This is a genomic window from Micromonospora halotolerans, assembly GCF_032108445.1.
GTDB lineage: Bacteria > Actinomycetota > Actinomycetes > Mycobacteriales > Micromonosporaceae > Micromonospora > Micromonospora halotolerans.
Genome location: NZ_CP134876.1, coordinates 171,651 through 198,233 on the forward strand (window position 1 = coordinate 171,651; position 26,583 = coordinate 198,233).

At 75.5% G+C, this 26,583-nt stretch carries 29 protein-coding genes; 11 read left to right on the forward strand and 18 right to left on the reverse strand.

Annotated elements, in window-relative coordinates; all coding sequences use genetic code 11:
* Positions 1-15: 15 nt before the first annotated feature.
* The gene (locus tag RMN56_RS00820; RefSeq protein ID WP_313721875.1) at positions 16-1,404 is read left to right on the forward strand and encodes a HAMP domain-containing sensor histidine kinase; all 1,389 of its coding nucleotides are present in this window, start codon (positions 16-18) and stop codon (positions 1,402-1,404) included.
* Between the two features lie 237 nt (positions 1,405-1,641).
* The gene (locus tag RMN56_RS00825) at positions 1,642-1,917 is read left to right on the forward strand and encodes a hypothetical protein (RefSeq protein WP_313721876.1); all 276 of its coding nucleotides are present in this window, start codon (positions 1,642-1,644) and stop codon (positions 1,915-1,917) included.
* Here the strand turns inward: RMN56_RS00825 and RMN56_RS00830 are convergent.
* Together RMN56_RS00830 and RMN56_RS00835 are read right to left on the reverse strand one after the other, a co-directional pair.
* Positions 1,874-2,899 (reverse strand): adenosine deaminase, encoded by a 1,026-nt coding sequence (locus RMN56_RS00830; protein WP_313721877.1) that lies wholly within the window; start codon positions 2,897-2,899, stop codon positions 1,874-1,876. The two genes, RMN56_RS00825 and RMN56_RS00830, sit on opposite strands and share 44 nt — an antisense overlap.
* Positions 2,896-3,723: a trans-aconitate 2-methyltransferase gene (locus RMN56_RS00835; protein ID WP_313721878.1), complete on the reverse strand. Its 828-nt coding sequence runs from the start codon at positions 3,721-3,723 to the stop codon at positions 2,896-2,898. The genes RMN56_RS00830 and RMN56_RS00835 overlap by 4 nt, the downstream gene beginning before the upstream one ends.
* Positions 3,724-3,807: 84 nt before the next feature.
* On the opposite strand from RMN56_RS00835, the gene RMN56_RS00840 reads away from it, so the two are divergent.
* Entirely contained in the window at positions 3,808-4,791 is a 984-nt protein-coding gene (locus RMN56_RS00840) for an aldo/keto reductase (protein ID WP_313721879.1), read from the forward strand.
* A gap of 91 nt (positions 4,792-4,882) precedes the next feature.
* On the forward strand, positions 4,883-5,080 hold the full coding sequence (locus tag RMN56_RS00845; protein ID WP_313721880.1) for a hypothetical protein: 198 nt from the start codon (positions 4,883-4,885) through the stop codon (positions 5,078-5,080).
* A 93-nt stretch (positions 5,081-5,173) separates the two neighbouring features.
* Here RMN56_RS00845 and RMN56_RS00850 read toward each other — a convergent pair whose 3' ends face one another.
* The 7 genes from RMN56_RS00850 to RMN56_RS00880 form a co-directional block, all read right to left on the reverse strand.
* Positions 5,174-5,377, reverse strand: coding sequence for a cold-shock protein (locus tag RMN56_RS00850; protein ID WP_091424054.1), 204 nt, complete (start codon positions 5,375-5,377; stop codon positions 5,174-5,176).
* A 288-nt stretch (positions 5,378-5,665) separates the two neighbouring features.
* Positions 5,666-5,938: a DUF4235 domain-containing protein gene (locus RMN56_RS00855; protein ID WP_313721882.1), complete on the reverse strand. Its 273-nt coding sequence runs from the start codon at positions 5,936-5,938 to the stop codon at positions 5,666-5,668.
* Entirely contained in the window at positions 5,935-6,276 is a 342-nt protein-coding gene (locus tag RMN56_RS00860; protein WP_313721883.1) for a DUF3618 domain-containing protein, read from the reverse strand. Before RMN56_RS00860 ends, RMN56_RS00855 begins: the two co-directional genes overlap by 4 nt.
* Complete coding sequence (locus tag RMN56_RS00865) at positions 6,273-6,707, reverse strand: phage holin family protein (protein ID WP_262283774.1); 435 nt, start codon at positions 6,705-6,707, stop codon at positions 6,273-6,275. Before RMN56_RS00865 ends, RMN56_RS00860 begins: the two co-directional genes overlap by 4 nt.
* A 304-nt stretch (positions 6,708-7,011) precedes the next feature.
* Entirely contained in the window at positions 7,012-8,208 is a 1,197-nt protein-coding gene (locus RMN56_RS00870; RefSeq protein ID WP_313721884.1) for a mechanosensitive ion channel family protein, read from the reverse strand.
* A gap of 78 nt (positions 8,209-8,286) precedes the next feature.
* Entirely contained in the window at positions 8,287-9,108 is an 822-nt protein-coding gene (locus tag RMN56_RS00875) for a DUF1206 domain-containing protein (RefSeq protein WP_313721885.1), read from the reverse strand.
* A gap of 62 nt (positions 9,109-9,170) precedes the next feature.
* Positions 9,171-9,536 (reverse strand): hypothetical protein, encoded by a 366-nt coding sequence (locus tag RMN56_RS00880; protein ID WP_313721887.1) that lies wholly within the window; start codon positions 9,534-9,536, stop codon positions 9,171-9,173.
* A 112-nt stretch (positions 9,537-9,648) separates the two neighbouring features.
* On the opposite strand from RMN56_RS00880, the gene RMN56_RS00885 reads away from it, so the two are divergent.
* Together RMN56_RS00885 and RMN56_RS00890 are read left to right on the forward strand one after the other, a co-directional pair.
* A complete protein-coding gene (locus RMN56_RS00885; protein ID WP_313721889.1) occupies positions 9,649-10,875 on the forward strand; it encodes a cysteine desulfurase-like protein in 1,227 nt (408 codons plus the stop codon).
* Positions 10,872-11,159 carry a GNAT family N-acetyltransferase gene (locus RMN56_RS00890; protein WP_313721890.1) on the forward strand — a complete coding sequence of 96 codons (288 nt, stop codon included), beginning with the start codon at positions 10,872-10,874 and terminating at the stop codon, positions 11,157-11,159. Before RMN56_RS00885 ends, RMN56_RS00890 begins: the two co-directional genes overlap by 4 nt.
* A gap of 21 nt (positions 11,160-11,180) precedes the next feature.
* Here RMN56_RS00890 and RMN56_RS00895 read toward each other — a convergent pair whose 3' ends face one another.
* Positions 11,181-12,680: a glycoside hydrolase family 3 protein gene (locus RMN56_RS00895; RefSeq protein ID WP_313721891.1), complete on the reverse strand. Its 1,500-nt coding sequence runs from the start codon at positions 12,678-12,680 to the stop codon at positions 11,181-11,183.
* Between the two features lie 135 nt (positions 12,681-12,815).
* On the opposite strand from RMN56_RS00895, the gene RMN56_RS00900 reads away from it, so the two are divergent.
* The 5 genes from RMN56_RS00900 (at position 12,816) to RMN56_RS00920 (ending at position 17,472) form a co-directional block, all read left to right on the forward strand.
* On the forward strand, positions 12,816-12,938 hold the full coding sequence (locus RMN56_RS00900; RefSeq protein WP_255474570.1) for a hypothetical protein: 123 nt from the start codon (positions 12,816-12,818) through the stop codon (positions 12,936-12,938).
* 88 nt (positions 12,939-13,026) lie between these two features.
* Positions 13,027-13,977 carry a TIGR03557 family F420-dependent LLM class oxidoreductase gene (locus RMN56_RS00905; RefSeq protein ID WP_313721892.1) on the forward strand — a complete coding sequence of 317 codons (951 nt, stop codon included), beginning with the start codon at positions 13,027-13,029 and terminating at the stop codon, positions 13,975-13,977.
* A gap of 127 nt (positions 13,978-14,104) precedes the next feature.
* On the forward strand, positions 14,105-15,736 hold the full coding sequence (locus tag RMN56_RS00910) for a RecQ family ATP-dependent DNA helicase (RefSeq protein ID WP_313721893.1): 1,632 nt from the start codon (positions 14,105-14,107) through the stop codon (positions 15,734-15,736).
* A 66-nt stretch (positions 15,737-15,802) separates the two neighbouring features.
* On the forward strand, positions 15,803-16,306 hold the full coding sequence (locus tag RMN56_RS00915; protein WP_313721894.1) for a hypothetical protein: 504 nt from the start codon (positions 15,803-15,805) through the stop codon (positions 16,304-16,306).
* A 125-nt stretch (positions 16,307-16,431) separates the two neighbouring features.
* The gene (locus tag RMN56_RS00920) at positions 16,432-17,472 is read left to right on the forward strand and encodes a helix-turn-helix domain-containing protein (protein WP_313721895.1); all 1,041 of its coding nucleotides are present in this window, start codon (positions 16,432-16,434) and stop codon (positions 17,470-17,472) included.
* Positions 17,473-17,655: 183 nt separating this feature from the next.
* On the opposite strand, the gene RMN56_RS00925 is transcribed toward RMN56_RS00920, so the two are convergent.
* From RMN56_RS00925 to RMN56_RS00960, 8 genes are all read right to left on the reverse strand, one after another.
* Complete coding sequence (locus RMN56_RS00925) at positions 17,656-18,645, reverse strand: DNA topoisomerase IB (RefSeq protein ID WP_313721896.1); 990 nt, start codon at positions 18,643-18,645, stop codon at positions 17,656-17,658.
* On the reverse strand, positions 18,629-19,600 hold the full coding sequence (locus RMN56_RS00930) for a glycosyltransferase family 9 protein (protein ID WP_313721897.1): 972 nt from the start codon (positions 19,598-19,600) through the stop codon (positions 18,629-18,631). Before RMN56_RS00930 ends, RMN56_RS00925 begins: the two co-directional genes overlap by 17 nt.
* Positions 19,597-20,298: an SDR family oxidoreductase gene (locus tag RMN56_RS00935; RefSeq protein ID WP_313721898.1), complete on the reverse strand. Its 702-nt coding sequence runs from the start codon at positions 20,296-20,298 to the stop codon at positions 19,597-19,599. Before RMN56_RS00935 ends, RMN56_RS00930 begins: the two co-directional genes overlap by 4 nt.
* 76 nt (positions 20,299-20,374) lie before the next feature.
* On the reverse strand, positions 20,375-21,850 hold the full coding sequence (locus RMN56_RS00940) for a PfkB family carbohydrate kinase (RefSeq protein WP_313721899.1): 1,476 nt from the start codon (positions 21,848-21,850) through the stop codon (positions 20,375-20,377).
* An 11-nt stretch (positions 21,851-21,861) separates the two neighbouring features.
* Positions 21,862-22,554 (reverse strand): D-sedoheptulose-7-phosphate isomerase, encoded by a 693-nt coding sequence (locus RMN56_RS00945; RefSeq protein ID WP_313721900.1) that lies wholly within the window; start codon positions 22,552-22,554, stop codon positions 21,862-21,864.
* A complete protein-coding gene (locus tag RMN56_RS00950; protein WP_313721901.1) occupies positions 22,554-23,771 on the reverse strand; it encodes a glycosyltransferase in 1,218 nt (405 codons plus the stop codon). The genes RMN56_RS00945 and RMN56_RS00950 overlap by 1 nt, the downstream gene beginning before the upstream one ends.
* Complete coding sequence (locus RMN56_RS00955; protein WP_313721903.1) at positions 23,756-24,730, reverse strand: glycosyltransferase; 975 nt, start codon at positions 24,728-24,730, stop codon at positions 23,756-23,758. The genes RMN56_RS00950 and RMN56_RS00955 overlap by 16 nt, the downstream gene beginning before the upstream one ends.
* Entirely contained in the window at positions 24,727-26,403 is a 1,677-nt protein-coding gene (locus RMN56_RS00960) for an HAD-IIIA family hydrolase (RefSeq protein ID WP_376787258.1), read from the reverse strand. The genes RMN56_RS00955 and RMN56_RS00960 overlap by 4 nt, the downstream gene beginning before the upstream one ends.
* Positions 26,404-26,583: the final 180 nt, after the last annotated feature.

Here is a 26,583-nt window from a genome sequence, read left to right on the forward strand (position 1 = left end):
TGGCTCACGGCCGGCATGTGCAGCCTCGTGGCGCTCGCCTTCCTGATCCCGCTCGGGATCACCCTGTCCGACCAGGCGCGGGAGGAGAAGCTGGCCGACGCGGCCCGGCGCAGCGCGCTGGTCACCGGGGCGCTCGCGGTCAGCACCGACCCGGAGATCGTCCGCCGGGCCGTGGCGGCCAGCGGCGACGACCCGGCGCTGCGGCCCGTCGTACACGGGATCGGGGTCGACGAGGGCGCGGGCCGTGCCGACGCGGCGGCGCTGGAACGGGCCGCCGCCGAGCGGCGTTCGGTGGTCAGCGACGTGCCCGGCGGCGTCCTCCGGCTGGACCCGGTGGTGCTCGGCGACCGCGTCGCCGTGGTGGAGGTCTTCGTACCGGACGAGGTGCTCGACGCCGGCGGCGGCGGGCGGTGGCTGCTGCTGCTCGCGGTGGCGCTGGCGCTGGTCGGCGCCGCGGTGATCGTGGTGGACCGGGTGGCCGCCCGGGCCGTCGACGCGACCGGCGAGCTGGTGAAGGCGGCCCTCGCGGTCGGCGACGGCGAGCTGGGCGTCCGGGTCGAGCCGACCGGGCCGCGGGAGCTGGCCGAGGCCGGGCACGCGTTCAACCGGATGGCGGAACGGCTGGTCGCGCTCCGCGCCGACGAGCGGGAACTCGTGGCCGACCTGTCGCACCGGCTGCGGACGCCGCTGACCGCGCTGCGCCTGGACGCCGAGGCGCTGGAGTCCGACGACACCAGCATCGGCACGTTCAGCGAGGCGGAGCTGGACCGCCGCCGGGGCATCCGGCGGATCCGGCAGGCCATCGTGACCCTGGAGGGCGAGGTCGACCAGCTGATCACGACCACCCGCAAGGCGGTCAGCCAGGAGACCGGGCCGGCGACCTGCGACGTCAGCGAGGTGGTCCGGGACCGGATGGTCTTCTGGTCGGCCCTCGCCGGCGACCAGAACCGGCCGCACCGGGTGGTGGGCGCGCAGCTGCGGATCCCGGCGCCGGTGCCCCGGGCCGAGCTGGCCGCCGCGCTGGACGCGGTCATCGGCAACGTCTTCCGCTACACCCCGCAGGGCACGGCGTTCGAGGTGGCGGTGAGCCGGCGCGACGGCTGGGTGGCGATCCGGATCGACGACGCCGGCCCGGGGATCACCGACCCGGACCGGGCGCTGCGCCGGGGCGCCAGCGACCAGGGCTCCACGGGCCTGGGGCTGGACATCGCCAAGCGGGTCGCGTTGCAGGCGAACGGTTCGGTGAGCATCGACCGGGCCCGGCTGGGCGGGGCCAGCGTGGTGATGCTGCTGGCCGATCCGGAGGCGACGCCCCGGCAGGTCAACCGGTTCGGCCTGGTCGGCCGGATGGCCCGCGACGCCCGGGAGCCGCGGGCCGGCCGGCGCTGGCCGCGCCCGCGCTGAACCGGTGGCTGTGGGCCGCCGCAAGTCTTCCTTAGGTGTCGGTTAACGACGGCCACGACGCCGGGTCGGGCTGTCAGGATCAGGACCGAACCCATCAGTTCCGCCGCCCGGGGACGCCCCGTAACACCTCCGGTCGGCGGAGCAGTGCGCGCGGCGGGAGTTCGGTCCCCCCACACCTCGCTCCCGCCGCGCGCCGCTTCTCCCGTCGAGCCGCACCCCGGGCGTGAGGTGACCGTGATGACGCCGACCGTCAGCCGCCTGCTCCGCTGGGCCGCCGTGATCGGCCTCGGCGTCGCCCTCACGCTCGCCGCCTGGCAGGACCCGGTGCACGCGGACGGCCCCGGCCGGTCCGCCGACGAGCTGCCCGGTGCCGCGGTCGCCCTGGCCGCGGTGGTGGGGTTCGGGCTGGCCCTGGCCGGGCGGCGCCGGCCGCTGCGGGTGTCCCGGCGGCCGGTGCCGTCCCGTCCGCTCAGCGCGTCGCGGCCGCCAGGTACGCGTCGATCTCGCCGCTGATCCGGGCCTGCTCCCCCGGCTCCAGGAACGCGGCCGTCACCGCGTCGCGGGCCAGCGCGGCCACCCCGGCCGGGTCGAGGCGCAGCAGCCGGGCGGCCACCGCGTACTCGTCGTTGAGCGTGGTGCCGAACATCGGCGGGTCGTCGGAGTTGACGGTGACCAGCACGCCGGCCTCGACGAGCTGCGGCAGCGGGTGCTCCTCGATGGTCGCCACGGCCCGGGTCCGCACGTTGGAGGTGGGGCACACCTCCAGCGGGATCCGCCGCTCGGCCAGGTGGGCGAGCAACGCCGGGTCGAGGGCGGCGGAGATGCCGTGCCCGATGCGCTCGGCGCCCAGCTCGCGCAGCGCGTCCCAGACGGTCTCCGGGCCGGTGGTCTCGCCGGCGTGCGGCACCGATCGCAGGCCGGCCGCCCGGGCCTGGTCGAAGTACGGCTTGAACTGCGGCCGCGGCACCCCGATCTCCGGGCCGCCCAGGCCGAAGCTGATCAGCCCGTCGGGCCGCTCGTCGAGGGCGATCCGCAGGGTCTGCTCGGCGGCCGGCAGCCCGGCCTCGCCGGGGATGTCGAAGCACCAGCGCAGCGCGATGCCGAAGTCTGCCTCGGCCCGCTTGCGGGCGTCCTCGATCGCCTCGCAGAAGGCCGGCGCCGGGATCCCCCGGTGCACGTGGGAGTACGGCGTGACGGTCAGCTCGGCGTACCGGACCTGCTGGCGGGCCAGCTCCCGGGCCACCTCGTGGGTGAGCAGCCAGACGTCGTCGGCGTCCCGGATGAGGTCCACCACGCTCAGGTAGACCTCGATGAAGTGGGCGAAGTCGCGGAACGCGAAGTAGTCGGCGAGCGCCTCCGGGTCGGCCGGGACGGGGGTGCGCCCCTCGTGCCGGGCGGCCAGCTCGGCCACGATCCGGGGCGAGGCGGAGCCGACGTGGTGCACGTGCAGCTCCACCTTGGGCAGTCCGGCGATGAAGGTGGGCAGGTCGGTCACAGGTTCTCCTCTGCGCGGGCGCCGGTGCGGGCCACCACGAAGATCCGGCGGAACGGGAAGTACACCTGACCCTGCCGCACCGGGTACGCCCCGGCGAGGCGTACCCCCAGCTCGGCGCGGAAGTCGGCCCAGCCGGCGGCGTCGAGCGCGGCGCGGACCGGGCGCAGCGCCGTCCCCTCCATCCAGCTCAGCACCGGGTGGTCGCCGCCGGCGGCCGGGAGCAGGTGCACGTAGGTAGTCTCCCAGGCGTCCACGGCGCAGCCGGCACCGACCAGCAGCGCGGCGTAGTCGACCGGGTCCTCGACGGGCGCCTCGCGCAGCAGCGGGGCGAGGGTGTCCCGCCACCGGTCCCGCCCGGCGACCTCCCGCAGCGCCCGGTGCGACGGGGCGGCGAAGTTCCCCGGCACCTGGAACGCCAGCCAGGCGCCGGCCGGCAGGGTGGCGGCCCAGCGGGTGAGCAGTTCCTGATGGCCGGGCACCCACTGGAGCACCGCGTTGCAGACGACCACGTCGACGTCGGGCTCCGGATGCCAGGACCGCACGTCGCCGACCGAGAAGGAGACCGGCTCGGCCAGGACGCCGGTCCCGGCCAGGCTGCGGACCCGGGCCAGGGCGCGGGCCCGTGCGATCATCTCGGCGGAGGAGTCCAGGCCGGCGATCCGGCTGTCCGGCCAGCGGCCGGCGAGGCTCGTGGTCAGGGTGCCCGGGCCGCAGCCGAGGTCGACGACCGCGCGGGGCCGCTCCGCCGGGACCCGGGCCAGCAGGTCGTGGAAGGGGCGGGAGCGCTCGTCGCCGTAGCGCAGGTAGGTGCTCGGGTCCCACATGACAGCCTCCAAACCGTACGTACGTCTTGCTAGACGGTACGGCCCGGCGGGCGTCCCGGCAAGCGGCTCACTAGGCTCGACCGGGTGGAACAGCGCAGCTTCGACCGGCTCGGCCGGCACGTCGGCATCATCGGACTCGGCGCCTGGCAGCTCGGCGCGGACTGGGGCGAGGTCAGCGAGAGCACCGCCCTCGACGTCCTGGGCGCCGCCGTCGACGCCGGGGTCACCTTCCTGGACACCGCCGACGTGTACGGCGACGGCCGCAGCGAGCAGCTCATCGGCCGGTTCCTGCGCGCGCGCCCCGGGCACGGGCTGACCGTGGCCACCAAGATGGGCCGGCGGGTGCCGCAGACGCCGGAGGCGTACACCCTGGACAACTTCCGGACCTGGACCGACCGGTCCCGGGCCAACCTCGGCGTGGACACCCTCGACCTGGTGCAGCTGCACTGCCCGCCCACCGCGGTCTTCGCCGACGACCGGGTCTTCGACGCCCTGGACACCCTGGTCGCCGAGGAACGGATCGCCGGGTACGGGGTCAGCGTCGAGACCACCGACCAGGCGCTCACCGCGATCGCCCGGCCGGGCGTGGCCAGCGTGCAGATCATCCTCAACGCGGTGCGGCACAAGCCCCTGGAGCGGGTGCTGCCCGAGGCCGCGAAGGCCGGCGTCGGCATCATCGCCCGGGTGCCGCTGGCCAGCGGCCTGCTCTCCGGCCGGTACGACGAGCACACCACCTTCGCGCCGGACGACCACCGCACCTTCAACCGGCACGGCGAGTCCTTCGACGTCGGCGAGACCTTCTCCGGCGTCGACTACGACCTCGGCCTGTCGGCGGTGCGCCGGCTCGCGCCGCTGGTCGGCGAGGGCCGGACGATGGCCCAGTTCGCGCTCCGCTGGATCCTCGACCAGCCCGGCGTCACCGTGGTCATCCCGGGCGCGCGCACCGCCGAGCAGGCCCGGCGCAACGCCGCCGCGGCCGACCTGCCGCCGCTGACCGAGGTGGAGCTGGCCGCCGTCCGCGCCACCTATGACGAGCTGATCCGCCCGCAGGTGCACGACCGGTGGTGACCCCGGACCGGCGGCCCGTCGGCGCGGCGTCGCCCCGGGCCGGCGGCCGCGGGCATGCTGGAGCCGGGCGTACGTCGGCGGAGGGGGCACGATGAGGGGCTGGTTCCGGCTCACCGTGGGGCTGCTGGCCGTGGTGCTCGGTGCCCTGTGGACCGTGACGGGCCTGGGCCGCGTCGAGGGCAGCGTCCTGACCGGTCACCGGATCTGGGCGGTCGCCGGCCCGGTGCTGGTCCTCATCGGACTCGTCGCGCTGTGGTTCGGGTTGCGGGCCCGGCGCCGGCGCGGCTGAGCCCCGGCGGGTCCACAGTGCGGAAAAGCCCCGCCTCCCGGAAGGGACGCGGGGCTTCTGCACACCGGCCGGCGCGGCCGGTGCTCCGACAGCTCAGATGGGGCGGACCTGCTCGGCCTGCGGACCCTTCTGACCCTGGGCGATCTCGAACTCCACCCGCTGGTTCTCCTCCAGCGTGCGGTAGCCGCTGGACTGGATGGCCGAGAAGTGGACGAACACGTCAGCACCCCCGCCGTCGACGGTGATGAAGCCGAAGCCCTTGTCAGCGTTGAACCACTTCACGGTTCCCTGCGCCATGTGTATCTCCTTCTAAAACTGGCGGCCGAGCACGCCGTGCGGCCGATTGGCCGTTTTCGAGCAGCGGCGCCTGAGGCGGCCCCCGGTGAAGGAGACTTCTCTCAACCCACGCGTCTCTCAACAGCGTGAGACAGCAAACCACGTACGCAAAAACTTCGCACAGCCTACCGGACGAAATTCTCCGACATGTGACCTGACGGATGCGGTAGATCCACTGGCCGGGCCGGTCGGGCCGTGCGAAAGGCCCCTGTCCATCGAGGTGGAAAGGGGCCTTTCGTGCGTATGGAATCAGTCGGGCCAGCGGCCGGTGAGCCGGCGTACGCCGACCGCCCCGCCCCGGTCCACGGCGGCCCGGACGACCGCGAAGATGGCCCCCTGCAACGCCGCGGCGGCGAGGATCTCGCCCCAGCGGCGGTCCTCGTCGGTCGCGATGGGCGCCTCGCCGTCGCCGGCCGTCATCTTCCAGACCTGCCGGAAGATGACACCGGCGACGGTGCCGGCGGCTAGACCCATCAGCACCCCGACCGGCTTGTAGACAACCCTGCCGATGCCCTTGCTCACCTGCGCCTCCCACGGACGATCAGCAGCACCACCGCGGTGGCCACCGCGCCGGCCGCGACGGCCGCCCACGGCACCGGGTTGCGCCCGACCGCCCCGCCCTTCTCGTACGCCTGCGCCCGGACCAGCCGGGCCTTCTCCGCCGCCTGCCCGCGCACCCGGGCCACGGTCAGCGCCGCCTGCTTGCGCATCCGCACCTTCGCCTGCTCGGCGGAGTGCCGCACCAGGGCCTTGACGTCGGCCCGGGCGGCGAGCAGTTCCATCGTCTCACCCAACTCCACCCGGGTCCGGCGGATCTCCTCCCGGAGTGCCGCCACGTCCCCGGTTCCGTTGCCGGTCATCCCCGCCTCCCGTCCTTCACCGCGGCGGTGACGGTGTCCACGTCCGCCCGGACGCTGCGGACCGTCGCCTCCGGCACCGGCGGGACGGCACGGCTGACCTGCTTCTTGCCGACCAGCGCCAGGACGCCGGCGAGCAGGAAGAGCGCCACCGCGACGATGAGCGCGGCGAGCCACGCCGGCATGACCAGATCCAGCAGCAGGATCACGGTGGCGACCAGCGCGCCGGCGCCGTAGAGGGCCATCACCCCGCCGCCGCCGAACAGACCGATCCCGATCCCGGCGTGCTTGCCCTTCTGGGTCAGTTCCGCCCGGGCCAGCGCCAGCTCGTCCCGCACCAGGCGGGTGACCTGTTCGGTGGCCCGCTGCACCAGTTCCGCGGTGGACGGCTCCTGCCCGGTCCGGGACGCGCTGCGACTCGCGACGTCAGCCATGCTGTCCTCCTTTCATCATCACCGCGCTGTATGCCCGGAGTCGCCGCCCGTCAATCCTGCGCGGAGCGGCCGGTCGACCCGGCCGCACACCATGTCCTCGCCCGGCCGCCGGGCGGCGGCCGGATCCGGGGCGTGCGCAGCAGGTCCCCCGGAACGGGCCGATCAAACCCGGTCGCGCCCACCTGCCTCCGCTCCACCGGCATCCGGCAGAGGCGCGGGCGGGCCGGGGCCGAGGTCACGAGCGGGGACCCGGGCACGGAACCCCCGGCGCCGCGCGGGGCCGGGGGTTCCGGGGGGTACGGGGTCAGCGGCGGGCGTCGGCGTGGTCCTCGCGGCCGACGAACGCCTCGCTGCGGGCCTCGCCGTCGTCGCTGCCGCCGAAGACCCGCGCGTCGTCGGGGACCTCGGTGTCGGGCCGCCGGCGGGCCGGCCGGCGCGGCTGCACCGCCTGCCAGGGCAGCGGGCCGCCGGTGTCGCCCACCTCGGCGCGCAGCCGGGGCAGCGCGGTCGGGCGCTGGTCGCGCACCCAGGCCACGAGGTGCTCGCGCACGAGGCAGCGCAGGTCCCACAGGCTGCCGGCGTCGGCCGCGCTGACCAGGGCCCGGACCTTGACCATGCCGCCGGTGGCGTCGGTGACCTGGAGTACGCAGACCCGGCCGTCCCAGAGCTCGGTGCCCTCGCAGAGCCGCCGCAGCTCCTCCCGCATGGCCTGCACCGGGATGGCCCAGTCCAGGTCGAACTCGGCGGTGCCGAGCACCGCCGCCTCGGTGCGGGTCCAGTTCTGGAACGGGGTGCTCGTGAAGTAGGAGGTGGGCAGGATCAGCCGGCGGTCGTCCCAGACCTGCACCACCACGTAGCTGAGGGTCAGCTCCTCGATCCGCCCCCACTCCCCCTCGACCACCACCACGTCGTCGAGGCGCACGGCGTCGCTGAAGGCGAGCTGGAGGCCGGCGAAGACGTTGCCCAGCAGGCTCTGCGCGGCCAGCGCGGCGACCACACCGACCACACCGGCGCTGGTCAGCACGCCGGCGCCGATGCCACGGACGGCGGGGAAGGTCATCAGCATCACGCCGAGGGCGAGCACCACGATCACCGCGATGGTGAGCCGGCGCAGCAGCACCACCTGGGTACGCACCCGGCGGGCGTGCCGGTTGTTCGGCACGTCCACCCGGAACCGGGCCAGCGCGGTGTCCTCCGCCACCACCAGGAGCGAGGCCACCAGCCAGGCGGTGGCGGCGATCAGGGCGAGCACCAGGACGTGCAGGACGAGCTGCCGCCACGGGCTGCCCACCGCGTACAGGGTGGTGAAGCGCACGGCGAGCTGCACGGCGAGCACGGTCGCGGCCACCTGGAACGAGCGGTGCGAGTGCTCGGTCAGCTCGGTCATCAGCAGCGAGCGCCGGCCCAGCCGCCGGGTGGCCCGGTGCACCACCTCGACCAGCAACAGCGCGACCGCCGCCGCGGCGAGCGCGGCGACGGCGGTCACGAGGTAGGTCTGCACGGTTCGTTGTCTCCCTCCGCCCGGGCGCGAATCGGGCAAAGGCCCAATGGTGCCCGGACTATCGCGTATCGACCAGGATCACACCCGGCGATACCGCGACTGGAGGAAGCAGTAGAGGCCGAAGGCGGCGATGCCGAGCGCCATGAGCGTGAGCAGCACCGGCCCGTACGACTGGTCGCGGAGGGTACGCAGGGCGGCGTCCAGGCCGCGGGCCTTCTCCGGGTCGTACGTCACGGCGGCGGTCACGATGAGCACACCGGCGATGGCGAAGACGGCGCCCCGGGCCGCGTACCCGGCCATGCCGAGGCGGCGGGCCAGGGTGTGCGTCTTCGGGCTCATCTCGCCGGTCTTCAGGTTGCGCTCGAACTTCTTCTTGAGCCCGTAGATCACCATGCCGATGCCGACCGCGGCGAGCACCAGGCCGGCCAGCCCGACCAGCCACCGGCCGCCCTCGGACGCCATGAGCTTCTCGGTGAACTGCTGCTGCTGGTCGGCGGCGTTGCTGCTGGCGTCCTGGAAGACCTTGATGGCGGTCCAGCCCAGCCAGACGAAGACGATCACGCGGACGACGGAGGCGATCCGCTCGAACAGCTTTTCCTTGCCACGCAGGAAGCGGTGGCCGATGACCGCCTCGAACGCCTGCCAGATCGCCATGGCGAAGAGCCCGACGGCGATGGCGACGAGGAGGAACTTGCCGAGCGGCTGGGCGCCCAGGGTGCGCAGGGCGCCGTTCTGGTTGCCCTCCTCCCCCGACTTGCCGAAGGCGATCTGCACGGCCAGCCAGGCGAAGAGGAGGTGCACGATCCCGTAGCCGATGAAGCCGGCCCGGGTCAACAGTTCGAGCCACCTGCTGTTCGCGGCCTGGGCGGCGGTGGCTCCGGCGTTCCGGGTGAGAGACATGGCGCCTCAATCTCCCGGTGCGAGGTTTTCCAAACGTCGGCCGCCACCGCCCGGCGCGGCGATCAGGCGTTCGGGTCGCGGGCCACCCGCACGACGACCTGCTGGTCGGTGACGCTGTCCAGGGTCACCGAGAAGCCGCCGGCCTGGGCGGCCTGCTGCCCGACGGTGAGCGAGAGCTGCTCCCCGGCCACCTCGACGGTGACCTGGTCGCCCTCGGCCCCGACCAGCTTCGCCTCGACGCCGAGGATGGTGGCGCTGGCGTCGACGCCGCGCTGGAAGGTGACGGTGCAGGCGTCCAGGCCGCAGTCGGTGGAGGCGTTCTCCGAACTGCACCCGGCCAGCAGCGCGGCGCCGAGCGCGAGGCCGGCGAGCAGGCCGGCGGCCCGGCGGGTGGGGGTCAGGGAGGGGGAAACGCGTCGGTTCGTCACCCCGCCAAGGGTACGAGACGACGACCACACCGCCACCCACCGGTTAGGAAGGGCCCCTTTACCCCCACCAGGCGTTAAGAAGGGGCCCTTCCTTGCGCGTTAGGGTCCCGGCATGCCCTTCGACATCGCCCGCACCCGGGCTGCCTACCCCGCCCTGACCGAGGGCTTCGCCCACTTCGACGGCGCCGGCGGCACCCAGACCGCCCGGTCGGTGATCGAGGCGGTCACCGCCGCCATGACCGCCGCCACCGGCAACCGGAGCACCGCGTTCGTCCCGGGCCGGCGGTCGCTGGACCTGGTGGCCGCGGCTCGTGCCGCGGTGGCCGACCTGCTCGGCGCGGAGCCGGGTGGCGTGGTGCTGGGCCCGAGCGCCACGGCGCTGACGTACACCCTGGCCCGGACGCTCGGCGCGGGCTGGCGGCCGGGCGACGAGGTGGTGGTCTCCCGGCTGGACCACGACGCCAACGTCCGGCCGTGGGTGCAGGCGGCCGAGGCCGCCGGGGCCACGGTGCGCTGGGCCGAGTTCGACCCGGCGACGGGCGAGCTGCCCGCCGGCCAGTACGCCGACCTGGTCACCGAGCGCACCCGGCTGGTGGCGGTGACCGCCGGCAGCAACGCGATCGGCACCGTGCCGGACGTGGCGGCGATCGCCAAGACAGCGCACGCGGCGGGCGCGCTGGTCTGCGTGGACGGGGTCCACGCGGTGCCGCACGGCCCCACCGACCTGGCCTCGCTCGGCGCGGACTTCCTGGTGACCAGCGCCTACAAGTGGTCCGGGCCGCACCTGGCCGCGATGGCCGCCGACCCGGCCCGCTGGGCGTCGCTGCGCCCGGCCAAGCTGCTCCCCTCCTCCGACGCGGTCCCGGACCGGTTCGAGTACGGCACCCCGAGCTTCCCGCTGCTGGCCGGCGTGGTCGCGGCGGTGGACCACCTGGCCACCCTGGATCCGGCCGCGACCGGCGACCGCCGGGACCGGGTCCGGGCCGGGCTGGCCGCCGCCCAGGCGCACGAGGAGGCCGTCTTCGAGCGACTGCTCGCCGGGCTGGCCGCCCGCCCCTTCGTCACCGTCTACGGCTCGCCGGCCCGGCGTTGCCCGACGGTGTCGTTCCGGGTGGCCGGGTCGACCCCGGCGGACACCGCGGCGGCGCTGGGCGCGGCCGGCGTCTGCCTCTCCTCCGGCGACTACTACGCCTACGAGTACTTCCGGACGATGGGCCTGCGGGACAGCGGCGGCGCGGTCCGCGCGAGCGTGTACCACTACAACACCGTCGAGGAGGTGGACCGCTTGCTGACCGAACTCGACCGGCTGGCCGCCGCCGGGGAGAGAATGGCCGGGTGAGCTTCCTGGTCGAGGAGAACCCCGCACGGCGCCGCTTCGAGATCCTGGTCGACGACGCGCTGGCCGGCTTCACCGAATACGTGCCGCGCGGTGAGGTGCTGGTCTTCACGCACACCCAGGTGGACGAGCGCTACCAGAACATGGGGGTGGGCTCGGCGCTGATCGGGGGCACGCTGGACCAGATCCGCGAGCGCGGCGGCCGCATCGTGACGCAGTGCGAGTTCATGACCCGGTTCATCCAGCGCCACTCCGAGTACGCCGACCTGGTGGTCGCCGAGCCCTGACCGGGCGCCGGCCGGCTGGGCTCAGCGGGGGCCGGCGAGCAGTTCGGCGGCGGCGAGGGCGGAGGCCCGGGTCGCGCCGTGGGTCGCCACGTGCACCGCCCCGGTGACTAGCTCGGGCACGCCCAGCTCGACCACCACCGCGTCCGGGCGGGCGGTCAGGGCGCGGGACACGGCGTCCCGCATCCAGTCGTGCCGGTGCAGGTCCCGCACCACCAGCACCAGCGGGCGGCCGGCCGCGGCGGCGGCCGGGTCGGCGGGGACCTCGTCCCGGGCGTACCGGGCGGTCGTGGTGCCGGGCGCCAGGTCGGTCAGGGGCGCCGCGATCCCCCACGGGGTCTCCTCGCCGATGGCGATGTTGCGGGGCGGGGCGAACTCCACCACGTGCGCCGGGCCGGCCAGCGGCAGCCCGCCCGCGGCGGCGACCACCCGCAGGGCCCGGCGGGCGGCGGCCAGGCCGACCGCCGAGCCGGCGTCGCCGGGCCGGGCGCCGGACCGGCCGGACCGGGCGGCGACCGTCCAGGCGGCGAGCTGCCCGACCCGCTTCGCCGCCTCGGCCAGCCGCTCCTCGGGCAGCTCGCCCGCGACGACCGCGGCCACGATGGCGTCCCGCAGCTCGCGGGCGTCGGCCTCGGTGGCCCGCTCGCCGCCGACGCAGATCGCGTCGGCCCCGGCGGCGAGCGCGCGGACCGCCGCCCCCGCGAAGCCGTACCGGTCGGCCACGGCCCGCATCTCCACCGCGTCGGTGACCACCACGCCGCCGAAGCCCAGCTCCTCGCGGAGCAGGCGGCCCAGGATGCGCGGGCTGAGGGTGGCCGGCAGCTCCGGGTCCAGGGCGGGCACCAGCAGGTGCCCGGTCATCACCGCCTGCGCCCCGGCCGCCACGGCGGCCCGGAACGGGGCCAGCTCGACGGCGTCCAGCCGGGCCCGGTCGCCACCGATGCGGGGCAGGTCGTGGTGGGAGTCGACCCGGGTGTCGCCGTGCCCGGGGAAGTGCTTGGCGCAGGCCGCGACGCCGCCGGCCTGCAGGCCGCGGACCCAGGCGGCGGTGTGCCGAGCGACGAGGGCCGGGTCGGCGCCGAACGAGCGCACCCCGATCACCGGGTTCTCCGGGTTGGAGTTGACGTCGGCGTCCGGGGCGTAGTTGAGCGTGACGCCGACGCCGGCCAGCTCGGCGCCCAGGTCGCGGGCGACCGCCTCGGTCAGGGCCGGGTCGTCGACCGCGCCGAGGGCCAGGTTGCCCGGCCGGGAACTGCCGCGGACCGACTCGATCCGGGTGACGTCGCCGGCCTCCTCGTCGATGGCCACGATCACGTCGGGCCGCTCGGCGCGCAGGGTCGCGGTCAGCGCGGCGACCTGCTCGTGGTCGACGACGTTGCGGGCGAAGAGGACCACCGACCCGAGCCCCTCGGCGAGCCAGCGGCAGACCCACGGCGGCGGTGTGGTGCCGACGAACCCCGGTTGCAGGACGGCGGCCGCCAGGGCCGCCAGGTCTCCGGTCGCTCCCACGGTCCGCTCACTCATGCGCTGTCGTACCCCCGTCTTCCCCACGGCCCGCCGCCCGGCGGTGCTGACATGGTCACACCGCGTCCCTAAATAGTCAACAATCCTTACTGTTAGCGGCTGGCACCGCCGGCGGGCCCGTGGGAGAGTGCGGACATGCCTCCCGCCCTGCTCGCCGACGCCACCAGCGCCGCGGACATCCCCGGCGTACGCCTGCTCGGCCTGGTGGTCGGCGGCCTGTTCCTGCTGATCGCCATCCGGGCGATGTTCCGCCGCTGACCCGCCGCGTTCGGATCCCGTCTCCCCGGGGTAGGGCTGCCGTTGTCCGTCGCGTGCGCCCGGCACGCGAATCCGGCGAGGGGGAACCATGAAGATCGGTTACTTTCTGTCCAGCGAGGAGTACACCCCGGCGGAGCTGCTGGAACAGGCGCGCGGCGCCGAGCGGGCCGGCTTCGAGGCACTGTGGATCTCCGACCACTACCACCCCTGGGTCGACGCGCAGGGCCAGAGCCCCTTCGTCTGGTCGACCATCGGCGCCCTCAGCCAGGTCTGCCGGCTGCCGGTGACCACCGCGGTCACCTGCCCGACCGTCCGCATCCACCCCGCGGTGATCGCCCAGGCCGCGGCCACCAGCGCGGTGCTGCACGAGGGACGGTTCGTGCTCGGGGTGGGCAGCGGCGAGGCGCTGAACGAGCACATCTTCGGCGACCCGTGGCCGCAGGCCGACGTCCGGCTGGAGATGCTGGAGGAGGCCGTCGAGGTGATCCGGGAGCTGTGGACCGGCGACTTCGTCAACCACCACGGCAAGCACTACACCGTGGAGCACGCCCGGATCTACACCCGCCCCGACACGCCCCCGCCGATCTACGTCTCCGGCTTCGGTGGGAAGTCGATCGAGCTGGCCGCCCGGATCGGCGACGGCTACGTGAGCACCATGCCCGACGCCAACATGGTGCGCCGGTTCCGCGACTCCGGCGGCGGCGACAAGCCCTGCCAGGCCGGGTTCAAGGCCGCGTACGCCGACAGCGAGGACGAGGGCGCGCGGATCGCGTACGAGCGGTGGCCCAACGCCGGCGTGCCGGGCGAGCTGTCCCAGGTGCTCCCGTCACCGCGCCACTTCGAGCAGGCCGCGCAGCTGGTCAAGCCCGAGATGATGAAGGAGTCGTTCGTCTGCGGCCGGGACGCCGACGCCCACCTGGAGATGATCGACAAGTACGCCAAGGCCGGCTTCGACGAGATCTACGTGGCCAACACCGGCCCGCACTGGCAGGGCCTGTTCGACCTCTACCAGCGCGACGTCCTCCCCCGGCTGCGCTGACGTCCGTGCCCCGGCGGCGGTGAGCCGGTGCTCCCTCGGGCTCCGCTCACCGCCCCGCAGGGTACGGATGTGACGGTCGGCGCGGCGCGGTTTCGGCGGTGATCGCCAGGGGTACCTGCGGCCACTGATGAGACTGACCACGCACTCCACGACCCTGCGCCGCGCGGCCAAGAGCCTCTTCGGCTGGACCGCCCTCCGGCCCAACCAGCTGGCCGCCATGCGGGCGGTCATGAAGCGCCGCGACGCCCTGGTGGTGCTGCCCACCGGCGCCGGCAAGTCGGCGATCTACCAGATCCCGGCCAGCCTGATCCCGGGCCCCACGGTGGTCATCTCCCCGCTGCTCGCCCTCCAGCAGGACCAGATCGCCGCGCTGAACGAGCGGCAACGGCCCGAGCTGCGGGCGGTCCGGATCAGCTCCGACGAGAGCGCGGCCCAGCAGGCCGAGGCGATCGAGGAGATCCGGGCGGGTCGCGCCGAGTTCCTGTTCATCACCCCGGAGGCGCTGAGCAACCCGGAGCGGCTGGCCGAGGTCCGCGCGCTCAAGCCGGCGCTCGTGGCGATCGACGAGGCGCACTGCATCTCCGCCTGGGGGCACGACTTCCGCCCGGACTACCTGGCGCTCGGCCACCTCATCGAGGGCATCGGCCGGCCGCCGGTGGTGGCGCTGACCGCCACCGCCTCCCCGCCGGTGCGCGACGACATCGTGGCCCGGCTGCGGCTGCGCGACCCCGAGGTGGTGGTGTCCGGGCTGGACCGGCCCAACCTCTTCCTGGAGGTGGCGCACTGCCCCACCGACGACTACCGGTGGCGGCGGCTGCTCGCCCTGCTCCGCGACGACGAGCGGCCCGGCATCATCTACGTGCCGACCCGGCGGGCGGCCGAGGAACTCGCCCAGCGGCTCACCGAGGCCGGCTTCCCGGCCCAGTACTACCACGGCGGGATGCCGACCGGCGCGCGCAACGAGCTGCACGAGGCCTTCCTCGCCGACCAGGTGCCGATCATGGTGGCGACCTCGGCGTTCGGCATGGGCATCGACAAGCCGAACATCGCCTGGGTGGTGCACATGGCACTGCCCGACTCGCCGGACAGCTACTTCCAGGAGATCGGCCGGGCCGGCCGGGACGGCGCGCCCGCCCGGGTGCTGCTGCTCTGGCGCGCCGAGGACGTCGGTCTCCAGCGCTACTTCAGCGGCGGCCTGCCCGACGAGAACGAGCTGGCCGAGCTCGCCGCCCTGCTGCGCAAGCAGCCCCGCACCAAGAAGGAACTGCGCGAGCTGACCGGCCTCGGGCCGCGCAAGCTCGGCCAGTACTTGTCCCTGCTGGAGCAGGTGGGCGCCGCGGAACCCCGGGCCCGCCAGCGGATCGCCGCCCCCCGGTACGCCCCGGCGGCCGCCGAGTCCGGCCGCGCCGCCCTGGCCGAGGCGGAGCGGCAGCAGACCGTGACCCGGTCGCGGACCGACATGATGCGCGCCTTCGCGGAGACCACGGGCTGCCGGGGGCAGGCGCTGCTGGCGTACTTCGGTGAGCAGATGAGCGAGGTCTGCGGGCACTGCGACAACTGCCACGCCGGCACGAGCGTCGCGTCCGAGGGCGCGGTGGGGCCGTTTCCCGTGCACAGCCAGGTGCGCCACCCCGAGTGGGGCACCGGCCTGGTGCTCAGCTACGAGGAGGACCGGATGACGGTGCTCTTCGACGAGGTGGGCTACAAGACGCTGTCCGTCCGCGTGGTGTCCGAACAGGGCCTACTGGAGCTGGACTAGCCTGACCCGGGCGCCGCGGTGACGGCGCCCGTCGACAACGACGACCACGGCGAAAGGGGCTTGATCGTGATCGAGCAGCCGGCGTACACCGGGTTCGGTTTCTCCGACGAGGAGTGGGGGCTGCTGGTCGGTCTGCCGCAGTCGGTCCTCGCGGCGGCCGCCGCGGCCGAGTCCGACGGCACCCGGCGCACCATGGCCGAGAACGCCGCCGGGCTGGAGACGATCGCCGCGGGCCGCGAGTCGGCCAGCCCGCTGGTGGCCGCCGTCGCCGGCGAGATCGTCTCCCGGGTGGGCGACCCCGAGGCCGGTGAGGAACTGCCGGTCATCACCCCCGACGACCCCCAGGCGATGATCGAGGACGTGCTCGGCCGGGCCGGGCAGGCATCCGTGCTGCTGTCCGCCAGGATCGACGAGGGACAGGCGGGCGCCTACCGCCACTGGCTCGTGGAGATCGCCGAGCAGGTGGTGGGCGCCGCGTCCACGGGCGGCATCCTGGGCCTCGGCGGCGACGTGGTGAGCGACTCGGAGCGGCGTTTCCGGGACCGGCTCGCCACCGTGCTCAACGACTGACCGGACTGTTAACAGAACATTTCACGTCCGTCAATGACGGATAGTTCACGCCCCACGGGTGCCAACTTCCGGCCTCGTGGGGCGTCCTGCTTCATGACGGCTGGACGAACCACCGGGGGTCGGGCATGGACACGGAACTCAGGCGGCAGGTCTTCGACACCGAACAGGTGCCCGCCGCCGACCGCTTCGGACTGTGGCTGGACATGCTCGCCAGCACGCCCGGGCTCATGCGGGTACGCACCGAGCACGCCGACAACTTCGTCGCCCGGTCGGAGTTCCTCGACCTGGGTCAGATGCAGCTCGTCCGCCACCGCTACCCCTCGCTGGACGGGACCCGGACCCGGAAGCTCATCCAACGCTCCGACGCGGACTACTACGTGCTCGCGCTGACCCTCGCCGGCACCGGCATCGCGGACCAGGACGGGCAGCGCGGCATCTGCACCGCCGGCGACTTCACCTTCTACGACTGTGCCCGGCCGCAGGAACTCAGCCACCACGGCGACGACGGGGACCAGCCCGTCAGCTCGATCGTGGCCTTCATCCCGTACGAGGCGCTGCCGCTGGCGAACCGCCGGCTCGCCCCCCTGTTCGCCGGCCGGATGTCCGGCGCCGAGGGGATCGCGGCCCTGCTGGCCGACTACCTCATCCGGCTCACCGACCATCCCGAGCAGTACCACGCGGCGGACGCGGAGCGGCTGGGCGGCATCGGGCTCGACCTGATCTCCACCATGCTGGGCCGGCACCTGGTCTCCGAGGACGCGGTGCCCACCGAGGTCCGCCGTCGGGCCCTGCTGGCCCAGGTGCGCTCGCACGTCCGCCAGCACCTCGGCGACGCCGCGCTGAGCCCGCAGTCGATCGCCGACGCGCACCACGTCTCGGTCCGGTCGCTGCACCGGCTCTTCGAGGCCGAGGAGACCACCGTGGCGGCGTACATCCGGGACGAGCGGCTGGAGCGGTGCCGCCGGGACCTCGCCGACCCGGCGCTGGCCGACCGGCCGATCCAGCTCGTCGCCGGCCGCTGGGGCTTCCGGGACAAGGCCCACTTCAGCCGGGCGTTCCGGGCCGCGTACGGGGAGACCCCGCAGGCGTACCGGGCGCGCCACCTGCATGCGGCACGGATCGTCAACACGGCGGCGTCCGCAGTCAACTCCGGCCGGACATACTGAGTGCGGGCCGGCAGCCGGGCGACCGGCACGGCCCACTGGTATCGGGGGCCGTGGCGAGGCGCCCGCGGCGGTTCCGTCGCGGGCGGCCGCCCGGTGGCGGCGCCCCGAACGACACGGGCCATCGGCGGCCACACCGGTTTCCGGCCCCGTCGTTCTTCCCCCCAGGACCGACGGCGGGGCCGGTCAGCCCGCCTCCTCCTCCAGCAGCACCAGAACGGCCTTCTCCACGGCCTCGCGCGGCATGTCCGGCTGCACCGGGGCCAGCACCCCGTCGTGATAGAGGTCGACGATCCGGGGGTCCACGTAGGACGTGCGGGCCACGGTGGGGGTGTTGCCGAGCAGCTCGGCGACCGCGCGCATCACCGCCGCCACCGCCCGCCGGCGGGCCGTCGTGGAGCGCTGCGGGCCGGCCGTGGCCAGCTCGGTCGCGGCCAGCACGGTGGCATGCCAGGTGCGGAAGTCCTTGGCCGTCATCTCCCCGCCGCTGGCCTCGCGCAGGTAGTCGTTGACCTCGTCGCTGCGCACGTCCCGCCAGGTCCGGCCGTCCCAGTAGCCGAACAGGCGCTCCTCGGCCCGCCGGCGGCGGCGCAGGTTGGTCAGCACCCGGCACAGCTCCGGGTCCTCGATCCGGCGGACCTGCTCGATGCCGCCCTTCGCCGGGAACTCGAAGACCACGCAGCCGCCGCGCGAGCGGGCGTGCTCGGGGCGCAGGGTGGAGACGCCGAAGGTCGCGTCCTCACCGGTGGCGTACTGGTCGCTGCCGACCCGGAACATGCCCATGTCGAGCAGGCGGGCGACGGTGGCCAGGATCCGCTCCCGCCGCAGGCCGCGCAGCGCCAGGTCGTGCTCGACCCGGTCACGCAGCACGGGCAGCCGGTGGGCCACCTCCAGCACGTGGTCGAACTTGGCCTCGTCCCGCTTCTCCCGCCACTTCGGGTGGTAGAGGTACTGCTTGCGGCCGGCCGCGTCGATCCCGGTGGCCTGGATGTGCCCGTTCGGGTGCGGCGAGATCCACACGTCCTGCCAGGCCGGCGGGATGACCAGCTCGCGCAGCCGGGCCAGCGCGTCGGGGTCGCGCACCGCCGCGCCCTTCGCGTCGACGAAGAGCCAGCCCTTGCCGCGCCGCCGGCGTCCGTAGCCCGGCCCGCCCGGATCACTACGCCGCAATCGCACCGGAGACCCGCACCGCCCGTTCCGCCTCGTCCACGGCGGCCACCACCTCGTCGACCTCGATGGCCGCCAACGTCGGGTGGGTTCCTACCCCGCCGGAACCGGCCCAATCCCGGTCGATCCCGTCGTGGGGCGGGAACCCGAGCACCCGGTGCCGGGGCCGGTCGGGCGGCGGGCCCCAGTGCGCCGGCGGCACCGGCCCGAAGAGGACCACCGAGGCGGTGCCGTAGCCGGTGGCCAGGTGCGCGATGCCGGTGTCCCCGCTGACCACCAGCCGGGCTTCGGCCACCAGCGCGGCCAGCTCGGCCAGGCCGGTCCGGCCGGCGAGCACCGCGTCCGGTGGCAGCCCCGCGTCCCGGGCCACCCGGGCGGCCAGGTCCCGCTCGTCGGTCGAGCCGGTGAGCACCACCCGGTGTCCCCGGGCGGTGAGGATCCGGGCCAGCGCGGCGAAGCGACCCGCCGGCCAGCGCTTCGCGGGGATCTTGCTGCCCGGGTGCAGCACGGTGGCCCGGGCCGGGTCGGCGGCGGCGGGCGGCCGGCGCAGCGCCAGGTCGCCGGGGTCGGCCGGGAGGCCGTACCAGTGCAGCAGCCGGCACCAGCGGCGCACCTCGTGCTCGTCGTCGTCCCAGGCCGGGCCGGTCAGGTGCCCGGCCTCGGCGTTGCGGTAGGCGAGCAACCGGCCCGGCCGGGCGGCGGCGAGCATCCGGTGCGAACCCGGCCCCCGCCCGTGCAGGTTGACCGCCACCTCCGGCGGCGGGCCGGGCCACGCCGCCCGGTCGGCCAGCCCGGTGGTCGGCAGCACCCGGTCGATCGCCCCGGTCAGCGCGGCCAGCGGCGCCAGCCAGGCCGGCGCGGCCAGCACCAGCTCCCGGCCCGGGAGGCCGGCGCGCAGGCCACGCAGCGCCGGGACCGCGGTGGCCAGGTCGCCGACCCCGAGCGCCCGCAGCACCAGGATCACGGGTACGACGACTCCTGCTGCGCGCAGACCACCATCTCGCGTACGGCACAGCCGGCCGGCTGGGAGAGGGCGAACATCACCGCGGCGGCGGTGTCGGCCGGCTCGTTGAGCACCGCGTCCGGCCCGGGGCGGTACTGGGCGTCCCGCTCGTCGAAGAAGGCGGTGCGCATGCCGCCGGGGATGAGCAGCGTGACCCCGACCGTGCCGGCCAGCTCGGCGGCGAGCGCCCGGGTGAAGCCGACCACCCCGAACTTCGCCGCGCAGTACGCGGTCGCGTCGCTGACCGCCTTCACCCCGAGCGTGGAGGCGACCGTCACGACGTTGCCCCGGGACGCCTCCAGGTAGGGCAGCGCGGCCCGGATCACCGCGGCGGTGGCGAGCAGGTCCACCGTGACGATCCGCTCCCAGGTCTCCGCCGGCACGTCGACGAGCTTGCCCGGCACGTCCATGCCGGCCGCCGTGACCACGGCGTCCAGGCCGCCGGAGCGTTCCGCGAGGTCCCGGGTGGCGGCCTCGGCGGCCCGGGTGTCGGCCAGGTCGCACTCCACCCAGGGCACGCCGTCGGCGGGCCGCTGCCGGTCCAGCACCAGGGGACGGCCGCCGGCCCGGGCCACGGCGGCGACCACGGCCGCGCCGAGCCCGCTCGACCCGCCGGTGACCAGGACGGTGGTACCGGTCCCGGGTGGACTGCCGCTCATGCCACCGCCTCCTCGCGGCCGGCGACGGCACGGGGCCGAGCCGCGCCGAGCCGGACGGTTCGCTCGCTGCGCACGCTCATCGTGCTCCCTCCGCCGTGGACCGGACGACCGTCTCCCGGGCGCGCCCGGTGGCCGCGGGCCGGCCGCGCCCCGCCCGGGCCGCCGCGATCATGTCGGTGGTGGACCGGCCGTCCAGGTACGGCACGACCACCGTGTGCCCGCCCCAGCGGGCGAGGATCTCCGCCTCCGGGAGGGTCTCCGCGCCGCCGCCGCTGGCGTAGTCGCCGCCCTTGACCCAGATGTCCGGGCGCAGCCAGGACAGCGCCGCGCGCGGGGTGGGCTCGTCGAAGATGAGCACGGCGTCGACGCAGCCCAGCGCGGCGAGCAGCCGGCCCCGGTCACCCTGCGGCACGACCGGTCGCTCCGGCCCCTTCAGCCCGGCCACGCTGGCGTCGGAGTTCAGGCAGACCACGAGGCAGTCGCCGAGCTGGCGGGCCGCCTGGAGGGTCGCCACGTGCCCGGCGTGCAGCAGGTCGAAGCAGCCGCCGGTGGCCACCACCGTGCCGCCGGCCGCGCGTACCCGGGACACCACCTCGCCGGCCGCGGCGGCGCCGATCCGGTCCCCGCCGCCGACCATCAGCGCCGGGGCGGCGGTCCGCACCGGGGCGGGCAGCGCGGCGGCCACTCCCCCGTCGGCCACGTACGCGGACGCCTCGGCCACCGCCTCCTGCACCGCCTCGGAGACCAGCGCACCCCCGGCCAGGGCCAGGGTGGCCGCCGCGGCGAACCGGTCGCCCGCGCCGCAGGTGTCCCCCTCGGCGGCCGGGGCGGGCACCACCAGCGGGGTGGAACCGGCGTGGCAGAGCAGCGCGCCGTCCCCGCCCAGGGTCACCGCCACGGCCCCGGCCTGCCAGCGCCGGCGCAGCGCCTGCGCGCCCCGGGACGCGGTGACCAGCCGGGACGCGCCCGGTGGCGCCTTGGCCAACTCCCGCGCCTCGGACTCGTTGGGGGTGGCCAGGCTCACCCCGGGCACCGCGGCCGGGCCGCGCGGGTGCGGGTCCCAGACCACCGGCGCCCGGGTCGCGGCGAGCGCGGCACGCAGGGCGGGATGCCGGGCGACACCCCGGCCGTAGTCGCTGACCAGCACGGCGGAGGCGGTGGCGAGCAGGCGCAGCACGGCCTCGCTCGGCTCGCCCGGCTCACCGGCCGGCCCGCCCCGGTCGTGGCGCAGCAGCACCCGGCCGCGGGCCCGCAGCCGGATCTTCTCCGGGGTGGCCCCGGCCAGCGGCAGCGCGTACAGCTGCACGCCGGCGGCGGCGAGCAGGGTGCCGAGCCGCGCCCCGCCGGCGTCGTCGGCGACCGCGGTGACCAGCGCGACCTCGGCGCCCTGCGCGGCGGCGAAGACGGCGGCGAGGCCGGCGCCGCCGGGGCGGTCGACGTGCGTGGTCTCCTCCAGCACCGGCACCGGGGAGTCCGGGCAGAGCCGGTTCACCACGCCCTCCACGTCCCGGTCCAGCAGGGTGTCACCGAGCACCACCACGGGTCCCGTCATGCTCGACCTCCTCATCGGGCCTGCACCTTCCCGTCCGGGCCGTCGCCGAGCACCACCTCGACGCCGGTGCGCACCGTGTCGGCCGGCGTCGTGCCCGCCGCGCGGGCGGCGAGCGCCGCCGGCAGCGCCCGGTCGACGTACTCGCAGAGCACGTGGGTGGCGACCAGGTGCAGCTCCTGGACCACCTGGCTGTCCGGCGAGTCGATGGCGAGGGTCTCGTGGCAGGTTCCGGCGAGCGGGTTGGGGGCGGGGCCGGTGAAGGCCCAGCAGCGTAGGCCGGTGTCGTGTGCGGCGCGGGCGGCGGTGAGCAGGTTGGTGCTGGTGCCGCTGGTGGACATGAGCAGGAGGATGTCGTCGGGTCGGCCGTGGGCGCGGACCTGGCGGGCGAAGACCTCGTCGTAGCCGTAGTCGTTGCCGATGGCGGTGAGGGCGGAGGTTTCGGCGTGCAGGGCGATGGCGGAGAGGGGTTCGCGGTCGTCGCGGAGTTTGCCGACGAGTTCGGCGGTGAGGTGTTGGGCCTCGGCGGCGCTGCCGCCGTTGCCGGCCACCAGCAACCGCCCGCCGGAGGCCAGCCGGTGCGCCAGCTCCCCGCCCCAGCGGGCCAGCAGCAGCTCGGCGTCGCGCAGCGGCAGCAGCGCGGCGGCCAGCCGGGTCAGGTGGTCCTCGAGGACCGTCCCGCCGGCGGCCGGCGTGGGCGCCGCCATCAGGCGACCACCCGGGTGGGCCGGCGCACGGTGGCCACCTCGGCGTACAGCTCGGCGAGCCGGTCGGCCGTGGTGGACCAGGAGTAGCGGGTGCGGGCCCGCTCCAGGGCCGCGGTGGCGTAGGCGAACCGGCGGATCCGGTCGCCGAGCAGCCCGCGGACCGCCGCGCCGAGAGCCGCCGGGTCGCGGGCGGGCACCAGGTCACCGGTCCGGCCGGGCACCACCGTGTCGATCAGCCCGCCGACGGCGGTGCCGATCACGGGTACGCCGCACCCCATCGCCTCCAGCGGCGTGAGCCCGAACGGCTCGTACCAGGGGGCGGCCACCAGCACGTCCGCCGACCGGTACCAGCGCCCCATCTCCTCCCGGGGCACCGCCCCGATCAGCTTCACCCGGTCGGCGATCCCGAGGGACGCGGCGAGCGCCCGCAGCCGCAGCGCGTACGGGTCGGTCTCCAGCAGCCCGGCCGGTGGGCCGCCGACCACCACGCACTCGGCGTCCGGCACCAGCGCGGTGGCCCGGACGACGTCCTGGAAGCCCTTGCGCTCGACCAGCCGCCCCACGGTGAGGATCCGGGGCCGGGTCCCGTCCCGGTCGGCGACCGGGCCGAGCGGCGCGAAGGTGGACAGGTTCACCCCGGACGGCACGACGGTCATCCGGGACCGGGGCACCCCCATCCGGACCAGCTCGGCGACCTCGTCCTGGCACTGGGCGACCACCCGGTCGACGGAGCGCCCCAGCCGGCGCTCGTGCGCGACCCGGCCCGGCGGGCTGGTGTCCTGCGCGCCCTGGTGCCGGCGCTTGACCGTGCCGAGCGCGTGGAAGGTCTGCACCACCGGCACCCCGGTGCGCCGCGCGGCGGCCAGCCCGGCCAGCCCGCTCATCCAGAAGTGCGCGTGCACCACCTCGGGCTGCCAGTCGCCGGTGCGCCACCGCTCGGCCAGCCACTCCCCGAACGCCGGCATGTACGGCAGCAGGTCGTCCTTCGCCACCGGCTCGGCCGGCCCGGCGGGCACGTGCACCACCTCGTACCCGTCCGGGGCGCGGACCGACACGGGCAGGTCCACCGCGTCGAGCCGGGTGTACACCCGGACGTCGTGGCCGGCGGCCGCGAGCGCGGCGGAGAGCTCCGCGACATGCGTGTTCTGGCCGCCGGCGTCCTCCCCGCCGAGGACGGCGAGCGGGCTGGCGTGCTCCGAGATCATCGCGATGCGCATACTTCCTCCTCCAGCAGCCGGTCCCAGTCGGCGAGGAAACGCTCCAGGCCGTAGCGGTCGCGGGCGGCGGTCCGGGCCGCGGCGCCCGCCCGGCGGGCCGCCGCCGGGTCGTCCAGCAGGCCCCGGGCCGCGTCGACCAGCGTGTCGACCCGGGTGGAGAGGGCGCCGGCGGCCGGCGGGACCGCCTCCACGGCCTCGGTGGTGGCCAGCGCGACCACCGGCATGCCCATGGTCATGGCCTCGACGAGGCTCAGCCCGAGCGAGGTCCACCGGCACAGGTGCAGGTACGCCCGCCGCTTCGCCAGCTCGGCGTGCATGGCGTGCTGGGGCACGTCGTCGTGGCTGGTCAGCCGGTCCGGGGGCAGGCCCAGGTGCTCGGCGAGCCCGGCCACCTTCATGCCGTAGACGTCCAGCGGGGCGAGGTCGGCGAAGCGGGCCAGCAGGTCGGTGCCGGTGACGCGCCAGCGGCGCACCGGCTCGTTGATGACCACGGCGAGGCGGTCCAGTTCGCCGGTCCACTCGACGGCCGGGGCGACCACCCCGTGCTCGACGACCGCGGTGCGGGTGCCCCCGTTGTCCCAGAACAGCTCGTTGAAGTGGGTCACGTGGGTGAGCAGCAGGTCGTCCCGGTCGGCCATCGGGTGGCGGGTGTTGGGCACGTCGCCCTTCGGGGTGTTGTGCTCGACGTAGATCGCCGGCACGTCCCGGCCGACGCGCCGGCCCAGCCACTCGCAGGCCAGGTCGAACTCCTCGGGCCGCTGGAGCAGCACGACGTCCACGTCGGCGCGGCGCAGCTCCGCCGGGGTCACCTCGACGGCGCTGTCCGGCCACGGATAGGTCCGCGCCCGGCCCAGCCCGTACGCGCCGCGCTCCGGGGTGACCGGCACCAGGTAGCGGTGCTTGCCGTGCACGAACGACGTGGTCCACGACCCGTGCACGTGCCAGACCAGGACGTTCATGCGACCACCCCGCCGGGGGCGCTGACCAGCGGCTCCGGCGCGTCGGCGGGCACCCCGAGCAGCCGCAGCGCCTCCAGCACCCGGCCCGGCTCGACGGCCGAGAGGCAGGGGTGGCCGGGGACCGGGCAGCGCGTGGCCCGGGTGTCCCGGCAGGCCGCCCCGGCGTCGCCGAGCCGGACGGTGGGCACCCGGTAGGGCCCCCACTGTCCGAACGGGACGGTCGGGGCGAAGAGGCTGACCACCGGCACGCCGAGCGCCGCCGCCAGGTGCGCCGGCCCGGTGTTGCCGACCACCAGCGCGCCGGCCCGGGCGACCACCGCGGCCAGTTCGCCGAGGCCGGTGCGCCCGCCCAGGTCGAGACCGCCCGCGGCGGCGACCTGCGCGGTCAGCTCCCGCTCGTCGGGCCCGCCGGTGACGACCACCCGGTAGCCGGCCGCGCTGAGCACCCGGACGATGCGGGTGGCCAGCTCGAAGGGGCAGGCCCGGGTCTCCGCGGAGGAACCCGGGTGCAGCACCACGTAGCCGGGCTCGCCGGCGGCCGGCGCGGGCGGCAGCCGGTCGGCGCGCAGCCGCAGCCCCGGCTCGTCGCCGGCGGCCAGCGCGAAGCCGGCCGCCGCGGCCAGCGACAGGGCCCGCTCCGGCTCGGGCACCCCGACGGGCACGCGGTGCCGCACGTCCAGCAGGGCGCCCGGGTAGTCGTCGCTGATCGCACTGATCCGCGGCACCCCGGCCATGCGCAGCAGCAGCGCCAGCGGCAGCGCCGACTGGTGGAAGGAGGTGAAGACGACCGCCTCCTCCGCGCCGACCGCCGCGAGCCGGTCGACCAGGGCGCGCATCCCGGCCGGGTCGACCGCCGGGGCCGGGGCGTCGATCCACGGCAGCGGCCACTCGATGATCTCGTCGACGCCGGGCAGCAGTTCCGCCGCCGCCCGGCCGCGTGGCCCGCAGAGCAGCACCACCCGTTCCGCCCCGGCCGCCACGGCGCGGATGCCGGGACCGGTGACCAGCACGTCGCCGGCCGCGTCGCTGCGCGCCACCAGCACGGTGCCTCGCCGGGGCGCCGGCTCCGGCGCGGCCACCAGCCGCATCCGGCCGAGGATGGTGCCCACGGCGTCCGGCAGGTCGGCGGCGACGGTCGGCGCGGCGGCCACCTCGGCGGCGCGCGTGGCCGGGGTGGGCACCATGATCCCGGCCGCTCCGGCCGCCGCGGCGGCGGCCATGTCGGCGCCGATGTCGCCGACCAGGACGCACCGGGCCGGTGTGGTGCCGAGCGCCCGGGCCGCGGCGTGCACCAGCCCGGGCGCCGGTTTGCGGCAGGCGCAGCGGTCCGGCTCGCCGTGCGGGCAGATCTGCCAGCAGTCGAAGGGGCCGAGCAGCTGCTCCACCCGGGCGTTCACCCGGCGCAGGTCGTCGGCCGTGAAGCAGCCCCGGGCCAGGCCGGACTGGTTGCTCACCACCGCCAGGCGCAGCCCGGCCGCGCGCAGCCGGTCCAGCGCCTCCCGGGCGCCGGGCAGCGGCCGGACCTTCTCCGGGTCGCCGTTGTAGGGCACGTCCTCGATCAGCGTGCCGTCCCGGTCCAGCAGCACCGCGTCGTACAGGCCGGACGGGAACCGGCCAGCACCCGGGTCAACCCGGGCTGACCTGCACTGATCCCGCTCGTGGTCCCGTCGCACGGGCGGCGGGTTCCCGACCCCCCGAGGAGTAAACATCAACTTCGGCGGGGCAGACCCCTCCGGCGCCGTACGCCGGTCCGCACCGCGCTGCCGCCGGCCCGGTCCGGCGTTACCCGCCGCCCCCGAGAAGCTAACCCGGCCGGTCGTTAGCGGAGGTCCGGGCGGGGGTATGGGATTGCG